This is a genomic window from Streptomyces sp. NPDC093111 (assembly GCF_040683955.1).
In the GTDB taxonomy this organism is placed as follows: Bacteria; Actinomycetota; Actinomycetes; order Streptomycetales; family Streptomycetaceae; genus Streptomyces.
Genome location: NZ_JBFBNW010000009.1, coordinates 297,234 through 309,816, shown reverse-complemented (window position 1 = coordinate 309,816; position 12,583 = coordinate 297,234). Strand labels below are relative to the sequence as shown.

At 73.5% G+C, this 12,583-nt stretch carries 12 protein-coding genes; 8 read left to right on the top strand and 4 right to left on the bottom strand.

Annotated features, from left to right (window positions below; all coding sequences use genetic code 11):
- Nucleotides 1–56 precede the first annotated feature (56 nt).
- The 3 genes from AB0Q96_RS18320 to AB0Q96_RS18310 all read right to left on the bottom strand — a co-directional run bounded on the left by AB0Q96_RS18320 (nucleotide 57) and on the right by AB0Q96_RS18310 (nucleotide 2,321).
- Nucleotides 57–734, bottom strand: a complete 678-nt coding sequence (locus tag AB0Q96_RS18320) for a class I SAM-dependent methyltransferase (protein ID WP_365326567.1) — start codon at nucleotides 732–734, stop codon at nucleotides 57–59.
- A gap of 112 nt (nucleotides 735–846) precedes the next feature.
- Nucleotides 847–1,173, bottom strand: a complete 327-nt coding sequence (locus AB0Q96_RS18315) for a hypothetical protein (protein WP_365326566.1) — start codon at nucleotides 1,171–1,173, stop codon at nucleotides 847–849.
- Between the two features lie 155 nt (nucleotides 1,174–1,328).
- Nucleotides 1,329–2,321: an Lrp/AsnC family transcriptional regulator gene (locus tag AB0Q96_RS18310; RefSeq protein ID WP_365326563.1), complete on the bottom strand. Its 993-nt coding sequence runs from the start codon at nucleotides 2,319–2,321 to the stop codon at nucleotides 1,329–1,331.
- 373 nt (nucleotides 2,322–2,694) lie between these two features.
- Here AB0Q96_RS18310 and AB0Q96_RS18305 point away from each other — a divergent pair, with 373 nt between their 5' ends.
- The 8 genes from AB0Q96_RS18305 (at nucleotide 2,695) to AB0Q96_RS18270 (ending at nucleotide 11,976) form a co-directional block, all read left to right on the top strand.
- On the top strand, nucleotides 2,695–4,167 hold the full coding sequence (locus tag AB0Q96_RS18305) for an MFS transporter (RefSeq protein WP_365326562.1): 1,473 nt from the start codon (nucleotides 2,695–2,697) through the stop codon (nucleotides 4,165–4,167).
- Nucleotides 4,164–5,372 carry a M20 family metallopeptidase gene (locus AB0Q96_RS18300; RefSeq protein WP_365326560.1) on the top strand — a complete coding sequence of 403 codons (1,209 nt, stop codon included), beginning with the start codon at nucleotides 4,164–4,166 and terminating at the stop codon, nucleotides 5,370–5,372. Before AB0Q96_RS18305 ends, AB0Q96_RS18300 begins: the two co-directional genes overlap by 4 nt.
- Before the next feature lie 64 nt (nucleotides 5,373–5,436).
- The gene (locus tag AB0Q96_RS18295; protein ID WP_365326558.1) at nucleotides 5,437–6,654 is read left to right on the top strand and encodes an RNA ligase; all 1,218 of its coding nucleotides are present in this window, start codon (nucleotides 5,437–5,439) and stop codon (nucleotides 6,652–6,654) included.
- Nucleotides 6,655–6,656: 2 nt separating this feature from the next.
- Nucleotides 6,657–7,571, top strand: coding sequence for an AAA family ATPase (locus AB0Q96_RS18290; RefSeq protein WP_365326557.1), 915 nt, complete (start codon nucleotides 6,657–6,659; stop codon nucleotides 7,569–7,571).
- A gap of 234 nt (nucleotides 7,572–7,805) precedes the next feature.
- Nucleotides 7,806–9,143: a radical SAM protein gene (locus AB0Q96_RS18285; protein WP_365326555.1), complete on the top strand. Its 1,338-nt coding sequence runs from the start codon at nucleotides 7,806–7,808 to the stop codon at nucleotides 9,141–9,143.
- A 121-nt stretch (nucleotides 9,144–9,264) separates the two neighbouring features.
- On the top strand, nucleotides 9,265–10,218 hold the full coding sequence (locus AB0Q96_RS18280; RefSeq protein WP_365326553.1) for a PfkB family carbohydrate kinase: 954 nt from the start codon (nucleotides 9,265–9,267) through the stop codon (nucleotides 10,216–10,218).
- A 56-nt stretch (nucleotides 10,219–10,274) separates the two neighbouring features.
- Complete coding sequence (locus AB0Q96_RS18275; protein WP_365326551.1) at nucleotides 10,275–10,967, top strand: ribonuclease H; 693 nt, start codon at nucleotides 10,275–10,277, stop codon at nucleotides 10,965–10,967.
- Between the two features lie 274 nt (nucleotides 10,968–11,241).
- The gene (locus AB0Q96_RS18270) at nucleotides 11,242–11,976 is read left to right on the top strand and encodes a GNAT family protein (RefSeq protein WP_365326549.1); all 735 of its coding nucleotides are present in this window, start codon (nucleotides 11,242–11,244) and stop codon (nucleotides 11,974–11,976) included.
- Nucleotides 11,977–12,004: 28 nt separating this feature from the next.
- On the opposite strand, the gene AB0Q96_RS18265 is transcribed toward AB0Q96_RS18270, so the two are convergent.
- Nucleotides 12,005–12,418: an STAS domain-containing protein gene (locus tag AB0Q96_RS18265; protein ID WP_365326547.1), complete on the bottom strand. Its 414-nt coding sequence runs from the start codon at nucleotides 12,416–12,418 to the stop codon at nucleotides 12,005–12,007.
- Nucleotides 12,419–12,583 lie beyond the last annotated feature (165 nt).

The following is a 12,583-nucleotide window of genomic DNA, read 5'->3' as shown; positions in this document are numbered from 1 at the left end:
CCAAGGCGTGTCCGTGGGGCCGCGGGGCCTTCGGAGCGCGTGGAGCCGGGTCGGCGTCAGTCCTCGCGGCGCGCCAGCAGGCAGCACCGCCGGGTCTCGGCCTCGTGTGGATACGGACCCCGCTCCAGCTCGGCCTCGATGCGGAAACCGGCCCCGCGCAGCGCCTCGGCGACGTCGGCCGGCCGCAGGAAGTGGAAGTCGACGTCCACGTCGTGCCCCCACCACTCGGTCAGGGTCCGCACCTCGGTGCCGATGTGGAAGGAGACCAGGAGCAGGCCGCCCGGCCGCAGCGTGCGCCGGATCTCGGTGAGGGCGGGGGCCAGCTCCCCGGGCGCGAGATGGATCAGCGAGTAGAGCGCGACGGCCGCCCCGAACTCGCCGTCGCCCGCCGGCAGCCCCAGCAGGTCGCCCTCACGGAACTCGACTTCGGGGTGCCGCTCGCGGCCCAGGGCCACCATGGCGGGGGACAGGTCCACGCCCACCACGCTCCCGGCCCCGTCCAGCCCGGCGATCCAGGCGGCCACGTGCCCCGGCCCGCAGCCGAGGTCGGCGATCACCGCGCCCTCGCCCGCCTGCTCCACGACCGCGCCGATCAGCGCCCGGTCGAGCGGCTTGCCGTCGAGCTCGTCGCCGATGCGGGCGAGGTACTCGCCGGCCACCGTGTCGTAACTGCGCCGCACCCGCTCATGGCCGGGCCGCCCCGCCCCCGCCGCCCTGTCCGTCCCCGTCGTCACTCCGGCCCCCTCCGTCGTACGGTCCTCGGCTCCTGCGACTGCCCTGTCCACCGCGATCACCGCGGCGCGATCGCGGCATCGTGATCACCGCACGGCGATGACCGCGCCCCGACTACTGCATGGGGTGCTGCATCGGCTGCTGGACACCCTGCGGAAGCTGCGGCATGCCCGGGGGGAGCTGCTGGACGCCCGGGGGCAGCTGCTGCATGGGCTGCTGCATCGGGGCACGCGACGGAGCCATCCCGGCCGGGGCCATCCCGGTGGGTGCCATCCCCGCCGGAGCCATCCCGGCGGGCGGCATTCCGGCCGGCGGCATCTGGATCACACGGCTGAGGTCGCGCAGCACCTCTTCGGCGGTCCGGCGCACGTCACCGGGCACGTCCCCCTGCTCGCGTATCAGTTCGGAGTAGATGGGGGCGGTGGTGTCCGCGTGATTCATCGGGTTCGCATCCTCGGTGTTCTCGGGCGTTCTCGGGCGTGCTGGGGAGTCGTGCGGGGAGGTACACGTGTGGCCGGCCGGGCGGTGCCGGGGCCCCGAGGGCGGCCACAAGACGGCGAGTCTACGGGGCCGGGCCCGCGCGCGGGGGCACCGGCTCATCCCTCCGCCGTGAACCCGGCCCTCTTGTAGGTCCGCATCAGCAGTGCCGTCTCGGTGGACGTCACCCCGTCCAGACGGCCCAGGACCCGGGCCGCGAAGTCGTGGACGTCACGGACGTCCCGATGGCTGGAGTAGCCCAGCAGATTCGTCGTCCCCGAGGTCACCACGAGGTGCCGGACGGCCTGCTCCTGGGCCAGCAGCCGGATCGCCGGATCGAGCGCCCGGTACGGCAGACCCAGCCGGAACCGGGCCTCGACCGGATATCCCAGCACGGCCGGATCGGCCCGCAGCCGCAGGTGCAGGACGTGCGAGTCCATGAGCCGGGCCAGCCGCCGGCGGGCCGTGGTCTCGCCCGTCCGCAGCTCGCGCGCGAGCCGGGTCGTCGACATGCGGGCGTCCCGGCGCAGCAGCTCGACGAGCCGCCGGTCCAGCTCGTCGATCACCGGGGGCTCCGGCAGCACCCGGCCCTCCACGGCGTGCCGCCGCACCTCGGTCGGCGCGTCGGCGTACGGCGCCCAGTCGCTCGCCGTGAGCAGCAGCCGCAGCACCAGCGCCGAGTGCACGTCCACCACGCCGTCCAGGCGGCCCACGCCCGAGTCGAGCAGGGAGAGCAGCGCGCCGTGATCGGGGAGGTTCACCTCGACGAACACGTCCAGCGCACCGGTGGCGACCTCCACGGACCGGGCCTCCTCCAGCGCCGCGAGGGCGAGCGCCACCTCGTGCACCCGGCCCGGGGCGCACCGTACGGCCAGCTCGGCCGTCACGCCCTCGTGCAGGTACTCCGGGACCAGGGCCGCGACGAAGGCGACCCGCCCGCTCGCCGTCATGCGCTCCAGACGGCGCGCGACGGTCCGCTCGTGCACTCCCACCGTCGCCGCGACATCGGCGAACGCGGCCCTCGGGGAGCGGTGCAGGACCCGCAGCACGGCATGGTCCAGCTCGTCGAGGACCAGCGGGGCACGCGGCCCCGGGGTCGTCCTGTCCACCATCGCTCCTCCCGGAGACTCGTCGTGCCGTGCCTTGCTATGTCCTGTTGTGCCGTGGTGTGCCGTTCTGCCCTGCCGCGTGCCCGGCCCTCCTGTGCCCTGCCGTGCCCTGCCGTGCCCTGCCGTGCCGCGCCTTCCGGTGCCGCACCGCCCGGCCCGGGGTCCGCCCGAACCCGTACCGAGGACCCCGGTCCTGCCGGAATCCACCGCGCGACCCCGCCCCGCTGCCGCAATCGGCCGTGTTGACCTTCAAGTCTTGCCCGAAGGGGGGCCCGCTCGCCACATTGTGGTGCGCGTCCCGACGCGTTCACCGGCGGCCTTCCGCTCTCCCTCGACTCCTGCCGATCCCCGCGGCTCTCCCGGACAGGTTGTACGTATGACCCTCTCCCCAGGCAGCACCCGCACCACACCCGTCCACAGACACCCCGCACCCCGTGCGACCCCCACCGCGGTGGTGATCGCCTCGGTCGCCCTCGTCGAGCTCTCCAGCGGCGTCACCCAGGGATTCCTCTCCCCGCTCCTCAAGGGGCTGACCGAGACGCTCGGCGTCACGGCCGCCGACCTCAACTGGATCAGCATCGCCAACCTCCTGGCCAGCGTCGCCTTCACCCCCGTGCTCTCCCGCATGGGCGACCTGTACGGCCACCGGTGCATGCTCCGCTGGAACCTCGTCCTGGTGATCCTCGGCTCGGTGCTCGTCGGGCTCAGCCGCTCCTTCCCGGTCCTGCTCGCCGGGCAGATCCTGCAGGGCGCCATCGCCGGCTTCTTCCCGCTGCTCGTCGGCATCCTGCGCAACCGCGCTGGCGCCGGCGGTGACGCCGAGAGCCGCCGGGGCATCAGCTACATGGTCGCCGCACTCGTCGGCGGACTCACCCTGGGGCTGCTCGCCAGCGGCTTCGTCGCGGCCTCGGTCGACAGCCCGACCGCCGCCCTCTGGGTCCCCGCGGTCGGCGCCACCCTCGCCCTCGCCGCCACCTGGCCCTTCCTGCCCGAGTCCGCCGACCGGCCCGGCGGCACCGTCGACTGGGCGGGCGGACTGCTGCTCTGCGCCGGACTCGTCGCCCTGATGCTCGCGCTCGGCCTCGGGGGTACCCCGGGCTGGGAGTGGACCTCGGCCCGCACCCTGGGCGTCCTCGTCGTCGGCGTGCTCGTCACCGCGCTCTGGGTCCTCGTCGAACTGCGCACCGACGAGCCGATGATCGACGTGCGCATGTTCCGGCGCCGCAACGTGGTCGTCGTCTCCGTCACCACGCTCACCTTCAGCTTCTGCATGCTCGGCCTCCAGATCGCCCACCCCGTCTTCCTCGGCACCTCCCGCGCCGAGACCGGCTACGGCTTCGGCCTCGGACCGGTCGCGATCGGCCTCGCGATGCTCCCCAACCTCCTGTCCCTGGCCGTCGGGGCGCTCGCCGCCCCCGCCGTGGCCGCCCGGCTCTCGGACCGTCGCACCCTGGTCGGCGGCTCGCTCCTGATGGCGGCCGGCTACGGGATCGACCTCCTCGCGTACGGCACGGCGCCGCTCTTCCTGTTCGGCACCGCCCTCGCCGGCTTCGGCACCGGACTGCTCCAGCACTCCACCCGCACCCTCGCCGTCGAATCCGTCCCCCACGACCGCACCTCCGTCGGCTCCGGCATCAACGAGCTCCTCATCAACGTCGGCGGCTCGCTCGGCGCCGCCGCCGTCCTGACCGTCTTCGCCGCCCGCACCCCCGCCGGCCACACCCTCCCCGACATCGGCGCCTACACCACCTCCTGGACCGTGTGCACGGGCGTCTCCCTCGCGGGCGCCGCCGCCGCGCTCCTCCTGCGCGCCCCCTCCGCCCGCCCCGCCGCCAAGGACGCCCGATGAGCACCGCCACTCCCGCCCCCGCCCTCGTACCGACCGCCGAACGGGGGCGCGAGCACGCCCGCCGCGCCCTCACCCGTCGACAGGAGGCCATCCTCGGCCTCAGCCACGCGCTGCACGCCGACCCCGAACTCGCCTACGAGGAGCACCGGGCGGCCCGCCGCATCACCGACCTCGTCGAGGGCGCAGGCTTCGACGTGACCCGCGAGGCGTACGGGCTGCCGACCGCGTTCCGCGCCACCGCCGGCAGCGGCGAACTCGTCCTCGGCATCTGCGCCGAGTACGACGCCCTGCCCGGCATCGGCCATGCCTGCGGGCACAACGTCAACGGCGCCGCCGCAGTCGCCGCCGCGCTCGCCCTCGCCCCGCTCGCCGACGACCTCGGCATCACCGTCGCGCTCCTCGGCACCCCCGCCGAGGAGGCCGGCGGCGGCAAGGTCGACCTGCTGAACGCCGGAGCCTTCGACGACCTGGCCGCCGCGATGATGGTCCACGCCGCCCCGCAGGACGCCGTCGGCATGACCTCGCTCGCCATCACCAGCCTCGACGTCACCTACACCGGCGTCACCGCGCACGCCGCCGCGATGCCGCACCGCGGCGTCAACGCCGCCGACGCCCTGATGATCGCTCAGGTCGCCATCGCGGCCCACCGCCAGCAGATGATCCCCGGCGCCGTCGTCTCCGGCGTCGTCACCTCCGCCGGCGAGGCCGCCAACGTCATCCCCGGCCGGGCCACCGCCACGTACGACTGCCGCGCAGGCACCAGCGAGGAACTGGCCGAACTCAAGGCCAGGATCCGCGCCTGCTTCGAGGCCGGCGCCCTCGCCACCGGCGCCGAACTCGCCCTGGAGACCGTCGGCAACGACTACGCCGACCTGCGCCAGGACCTCGCCATGGGCGAGGCGTACCGGGCCGCGGCCCAGGCCCTCGGCCGCACCGTCCCCGCCTGTGACCCGAGCCTGCGCGGCGGCTCCACCGACATGGGCAACGTCTCCCACCTCGTGCCGACCATCCACCCGATGATCGGCTACGACTGCGGCGACGCGATCATGCACAACCCGGAGTTCACCCGCTACGGCACCACCCCCGCGGCCGACCGCGCCGTCCTCGACGGCGGCCTCGCCATGGCCTGGACCGCGATCGAGCTCGCGGCCGACGCCGGCCGACGCCGCCGCCTGCTCGCGCAGGTGGCCGGGCGGCGCTCCTAAAACGGCTGGTCAGGGCGGGGCACCGACCGGAACAATGGGCCTCCTTGAAACCGGGAGGGAACCCATGAGCCAGGCGTACCTGACTCTCGACGCGCTGCTGCCGGCGCAGGAACTGGCGGCAGCCGTCGAAGCCGGGCATGTGACCCGCAAGTCGCACCCCGAGCTGCCGCTGTCCATCTACACGTACACACGGGTCTGTCAGTACGAAGGCGTGTGGAACGAGGTCACGGTCCGCTGCCGCGGTCTCGTCGCCGACGACAGCACCGGCCGCGTCGTGGCCCTGCCCCTGCCGAAGTTCTTCAACGTCTCCGAACACGAGTCCGGCCGCCCCTACGCGCCCGCGCTGCCCGAAGAGCCCTTCGAGGTGTACGAGAAGGTCGACGGCAGCCTCGGCGTCCTCTTCCACTACGCGGACCGCTGGCACGTCGCCTCCAAGGGCTCCTTCATCAGCACCCAGGCCACCTGGGCGCAGCGCCGCCTCGACGCCGCCGACACCTCGGCGCTGGTGCCCGGCGTGACGTACCTCGCCGAGATCCTGTACCCGCAGAACCGGATCGTCGTCGACTACGGCGACCGCCGGGACCTCGTCCTGCTCGCCGCCTTCGGCCCGGACGGCACCGAACTCGCCCTCGCCGAGGCGGCGGCCCACTGGACGGGCGTCGGCTCCGTCGTCACGGTCCACCCGCCGATGCCGCTCGACGAACTCGTCAAGCTGACGGAGTCGAGCACGCTGCCCGACGGCGCCCCCGCGACCGGCACCGACGCCGAGGGCTTCGTGCTGCGCTTCGCCTCCGGGACACGCGCCAAGGCGAAGATCGCCGAGTACGTGCGCCTCCACAAGGTCCTCACCGGCGTCACCGAGCGGGACATCTGGCGCGGCCACGGCATCCAGCGCTTCGCCGGCACCTCCGCCAAGCGACTCGCCCAGGGCCTGGGCCTGTCCATGGCCGAGCTCGGGGGCGTGCGCTCCCAGGGCGGTCGGCCGCTGGACGCGCTCCTGGAGCAGGTGCCGGACGAGTTCGACACCTGGGTGCGGTCCGTCGTCGCCGGACTGGAGGACGCCTTCGCCGCGCGGGAGCGCGCCATCGACACGGCGTACGCGGCGCTCGCCCCGCTCGGCGGCGACCGGGGCGCGTTCGCCCGCGCGGCGCGGGAACTGCCCGACCCGAGCCTGCGCTCGGCCCTCTTCCTGCGCCTCGACGGGCGCCCCACCGACCTGCTCACCTGGCGTTCCCTGCGTCCCGAGACCGCCGACCCCTTCACCACCGACGAGGAGAACTGACCGTGCCCGTGGTCCATGTCATGACCGGACTGCCCGCCTCGGGCAAGACGACCGCCGCCCGCGCCCTCCAGGAGCGGTCCGAGGGCCGAATGCGCCGGGTCAACCTCGACGACCTGCGCGCCATGCTCGACGTGCCGGGCGGCGACCGCCGCTCGCACGCCCACGAGCTGACCGTCCTCGAGATCCAGGACGCGGCCGTCCGCGCCGCCGTCGACGACGGATTCGACGTCGTCGTCGACAACACCCACCTCACCCCGCACATCCCCAAGCGCCTCAAGGCCGCCGTCGCCGGCCGCGAAGCCACCTTCGTCGTGCACGACTTCACCGACGTGCCCGTCGACGAGTGCGTCCGCCGCGACGCCGCCCGCGAGCGGCCCGTCGGCGAGGAGATCATCCGCATCCTCGCCGACAAGCACGCCAAGGCCACCCGCGGCGGCTGGCGGCTCACCGACGCCTGGCTCAACGACCGGCCGGCCGTCACCCCGTACGTCGCCGACCCCGCGCTGCCCTCCGCCGTCATGTGCGACATCGACGGCACCCTGGCGCTGCGCGGCGACCGCGGACCGTACGACTTCAGCCGCTGCGACCTCGACCTGCTCAACGAGTCGGTCCGCGAGGCCCTGCGCGCCTTCCAGCGCTCCCACCAGGACCGGATCGTGCTGCTCTCCGGCCGCAGCGAGGACCACCGGGCGCTGACGGAGGCATGGCTGGAGCGGTACGAGGTGCCGTACGACGAGCTGTGGATGCGGGCCTCCGACGACGGCCGCTCCGACGACATCGTCAAGGCCGAGCTCTTCGACGCGCACGTACGCCACCGCTACGCGGTCCGCGTGTCGCTGGACGACCGGGACCGGGTGGTCGCGGTGTGGCGCCGGATGGGCCTGCCCACCTGGCAGGTCAACTACGGCAACTTCTGATCCGCGACGGCCGCCCTCCGGCGTCGGGACGGACGCGATCCGGCACGGGGACGGCCGCCCTCCGGCGCCGGCACGGACGCGATCCGGCCGGGGCACCCGGTCGTATCCGGCCTCGGTCTCGCGACCTAGGCCGGGTGCGACCCCAGCCGGATGCCGCACCGCCCTCCGCCGTCCTAGGGTGGCGGGGGCCCACCACGGCTCATGACCCGCCCGACCGAGGAGATGTAACCGCGCATGATCCGCCGCACCGACGAGGTCGAAGACCTCATGCACCGCTTCCCGCACGTCCCCAGGGAGGCGGTGATCAAGGAGGATCTGCTGCGCGGCGGCATCGCCTTCGACGACTCGGCCCTCACGGACAGCTCCAACGAGGCGTCCGGCGAGGTCAAGCCGAAGTCGTACTTCATCTTCTCCTTCGACCACCGCACGCTGCCGGAGCTCGGCGAGGCCGCCCTGCGCCGCCCGCCGGAGGAGATCGTGCTCACCGGCGGCCCGTACGAGCTGCGCCGCACCGTGGTGTCCGTCCGCGTCAACCCGGCCTCGCCGTACCGCGTCGCCGCGGGTGACGACGGGATGCTCGGGCTGTACCTCGACGGGCGCCGCATCGCGGACGTCGGCCTGCCGCCCATGCCGGAGTACTACCGGCACACCCTCGCCAGCGGGAAGTCCGTGATGGAGGTGGCCCCCACGATCCAGTGGGGCTATCTGATCTACCTCACCGTCTTCCGCGTCTGCCAGTACTTCGGCGCCAAGGAGGAGTGCCAGTACTGCGACATCAACCACAACTGGCGCCAGCACAAGGCCGCCGGACGCCCCTACACCGGAGTCAAGGACGTGGAGGAGGTCCTGGAGGCGCTGGCGATCATCGACAAGTACGACACGACCGGCGCCTCGACCGCCTACACCCTGACCGGCGGCGCGGTCACCTCGCAGGTCGGCGGCAAGGACGAGGCGGACTTCTACGGCCAGTACGCGCAGGCCATCGAGGAGCGCTTCCCCGGCCGCTGGATCGGCAAGGTCGTCGCCCAGGCGCTGCCCAAGGCCGACGTCCAGCGCTTCAAGGACTACGGGATCCAGATCTACCACCCCAACTACGAGGTGTGGGACAAGCGCCTGTTCGAGCTCTACTGCCCCGGCAAGGAGCGCTACGTCGGCCGCGACGAGTGGCACCGCCGGATCCTGGACTCGGCGGAGGTCTTCGGGCCGCGCAACGTCATCCCCAACTTCGTGGCGGGCGTCGAGATGGCCGAGCCCTTCGGCTTCACCACGGTCGACGAGGCCATCGCCTCCACGACGGAGGGCCTGGACTACTTCATGTCGCGCGGCATCACGCCCCGCTTCACCACCTGGTGCCCCGAGCCCACCACCCCCCTCGGCAAGGCCAACCCGGAGGGCGCCCCGCTGGAGTACCACATCCGGCTCCTGGAGGCCTACCGCGCGACCATGGAGTCCCACGGCCTCAGCTCGCCCCCCGGCTACGGCCCGGCGGGCCCCGGCCGCGCCGTCTTCTCGGTCAGCTCCTTCATGGACAGCCTCCCGGCCACCATGGACGGCCTCCCGGCCCAGGACTGACGGGGGGCACCGCCCGACCGCTCCCGGACCGCGCCGCAGGACGCGGACGGCCCGGGGCGGTCTTGCGGAAATTTCTTGCAGGATCTTGCAGGGCTCCGGCGGGCGCTGTTTGACTGCGCGCATGAGCAGCGACAGCACCAGTGATGCCGAGACCGACATCGACGTCCTCGTCCTCGGCGGTGCCGGCGTCGACACCATCGTGTACGTCCCCGAACTCCCCCTGCCCTTCGCCGACAGCCACATGATCCGGCCCGGCATCGAGACCCGGGCCGGTCAGACCGGCGACTTCGTCGCCCTCGGGCTGCACCGGCTGGGACTGCGGACCCACCACCTCGACCTGGTCGGCGCGGACCCCGAGGGCGAGCTCGTACGACGCTTCCACCGGGAGCAGGGCATCCCGCTCACCGAGGTGCCCCACCCCGCCGGGACCAAGCGCGCCGTCAACCTGGTCGGACCGGACGGACGCCGGCTCTCGCTGTACGACGCGACCCGGGGCGACGACGAGGACCGGCTGCCGCCGGAGACGGTGCAGGCGCTCGCCGCCCGCAGCGGCCACGCCCACGTCTCCCTGACCCAGCCCTGCGCCCACGCCCTGCCCACCCTGCGCGACGCCGGGCTGACCCTCTCGACCGACCTGCACGACTGGGACGGATCCGCCGCCTACCACGAGGCGTTCGCGTACGAGGCCGACGTCGTCTTCCTCTCCGCCGTCGCCCTGGACGACCCGGAACGCACCATGCGCGCCATCGCCGCCCACGGCCGCGCGTCCGTCGTCGTCGCCACCGCCGGCGCCGCGGGCGCGTACCTCCTGGACGGCACGGACGCCCCGCTCGTCCACGTGCCCGCCGTCACCCCGCCCGCCCCCGTCGTCGACAGCAACGGCGCCGGCGACGCCTTCGCGGCGGGCTTCCTGGCGGCCTGGCTCGCCGGGGCGCCGGTCCGCACCTGCGCCCTGCACGGCTCCGTGGCCGGGGCGTACGCCTGCACCGTGCCGGCCACCCGGGCCGACGCCATCGGCCGGGACGCGCTCCGCGCCGAGGTGGCACGGCTGTGCGCCGCGCCGGGTGGTCACTGACCCGTCACGGGACCGGGTGGTCACTGACCTGTCGGGGGACATGTCAGGATCGGAGGATGACAGAGAAGATCATCGCGGCGTGCGACGGCGCGTCCAAGGGCAATCCGGGTCCCGCGGCCTGGGCCTGGGTCATCGGCGCCGGGGACGGCGAGATCGCCCACTGGGAGGCCGGGCCGCTCGGCACGGCGACCAACAACGTCGCCGAACTGACCGCGCTGCTCAGGCTGCTCGAACACATCGACCCCGCCGTGCCCGCCGAGGTGCGGATGGACTCGCAGTACGCGATGAAGGCCGTCACCACCTGGCTGCCGGGCTGGCGCCGCAAGGGCTGGAAGACCTCGGCCGGCACCCCGGTCGCCAACAAGGACCTGGTGGTGCGGATCGACGAGCTGCTCGCCGACCGGCGCGTCGAGTTCGTGTACACCCCCGCCCACCAGGTCGACGGCGACCCCCTCAACGACGCCGCCGACCGGGCCGCCAGCCACTCCGCCCGTACCCAGGAGGCCGCGGGTTCCGCCGCCGGCTCGCCGCTGCCGCCGCCGGAGCCCGGATCGACCCGCCCGGCGGGCGCGAAGCGCGCCCCGAAGGCGGCGGGCACGGCCCGCAAGGGGGGCTCCTCCAAGAGCCCCACGCTCAAGGCCAGGTTCCCCGGCCGCTGCCGCTGCGGAAAGCCCTACGACAAGGGCGAGACGATCACCAAGAACCCCGACGGCTGGGGGCATCCCACCTGCGCGGAAACGGTTTCCTAGGGCCCCTCGGCAGGGGGCTTCGGAGGGGGTTTGCGCCATGTGAGGGATCGGGGTGAACCGGACATTCACCCAGCCGTGCGCTCGGGTTCGTGTGGGGTTCTGTTCAGGACGCGCTGCGGGCTGCATACTGTCCTCCTCGCACCGGTGACGAACCGTTTCATGGCCCGTTTTGCCCATCAGGCGAAGTGGTCGGCATCCGGCGCGAACCTCACCCCGTCATTCCCGCCGTGATCCGGCGTGGGATGTCCCCTGCCCGTGAAAGACCCGAGGTTCCGTGCCAGTACCTGTAGTCCTTGCCGGGCGCACCGTGCGCCTGGAGCCGCTGGCCATGCGCCACGCCGAGGGCATCGCCTGGGCGGGCGCACTGGATCGTGCGGCCTATGCCTACACCGCCGTGCCCCACGGCCTTGACGCGTCCTGCGACTACATCGCCCGCGCGCTCGCCGATCAGGCGGCGGGCAGGGCGTTGCCCTTCGCCCTGGTCAATCCCCGCAACGGCCGGGTTCTCGGATCCACCAGGTTCCTCGAACTCGACTACTGGCGCGGGCCCCTCGTGTGGCCGCCGACCACCGGCACGCCCCACGGCGACCCCCTGACGGCCGTGCCCGACGCGGTGGAGATCGGCAACACCTGGATCTCCACCGAGGCGCGCGGGACCGGCGTCAACACCGAGGCCAAGTACCTCATGCTGCGTCACGCGTTCGAGACCTGGGGCGTACGCCGGCTCTCGATGCGCGCCGACGCCCGCAACAGCCGCTCCCGGGCCGCGATCGAACGCCTCGGCGCCACCTGCGAGGGCGTGCGCCGGGCTCATTCCCGCGGTCTGGACGGGGTCGTCCGCGACACGGCGTTCTACTCCGTCCTCGACGACGAGTGGCCGGCCGTGCGCGGCATCGTCGAGCTCCGCCTGTCGGGCCTGCGCCCGCAGGGCGTGCTCGAACGCGCCTTCCCCGGCGCGGGCGGCCAGACCAGGGAACACGGGGGCGCGGGAGAGCTGCTGCCCGCGTAGCGGCCGCGCACCGCGCGAGGAGGCGGGTTCACACCCGCAGTCGGCCCGGGCGTCCCACGCGGGGCGCCGGTGGCCGGGCCGCCCCGGTGGGCGCCCCGTCGCCGGGCTCCGGGGCGGACGGCTCAGGGCGCAGTACGTCGTCGAGGCCGGCCAGCCGGATCAGCCGCAGGATCATCGGCTGGTCGCACACCAGGCGCCAGGCCGCGCCCCGCCCTCGTACGCGTTGGGCACACCGCACCAGGAGCCCGAGCCCCGAGGCGTCGCAGAAGGCGAGAGAGCGCAGATCGACCGTGAACGCGGCGGCCTCGCGGGTGAGGTCGTCGAGTTCGGGCCGGACGCGCTGCACCAGCACCAGGTCGAGCTCGCCGTACAGCTCGACGGTGGTCAGGCCCTCGCTCGACCGGACGGCGAGGTGCGGTTCGCGGCGTCGGATCAGATGCATGGACACGCTCCAGTGGATCGGCCCCCCGTGGGACGAGGTTCCCGGCACCCACGCGGGCAGACACGTTTCTCCATGTCCGCCATCACCCGAAGAGGTGAATTCGGCGCATTTCTGCCCGCTTGCGCTCCGGCGGCGCGCCGGGTGGCGTCACATGCCGCGCGGGGG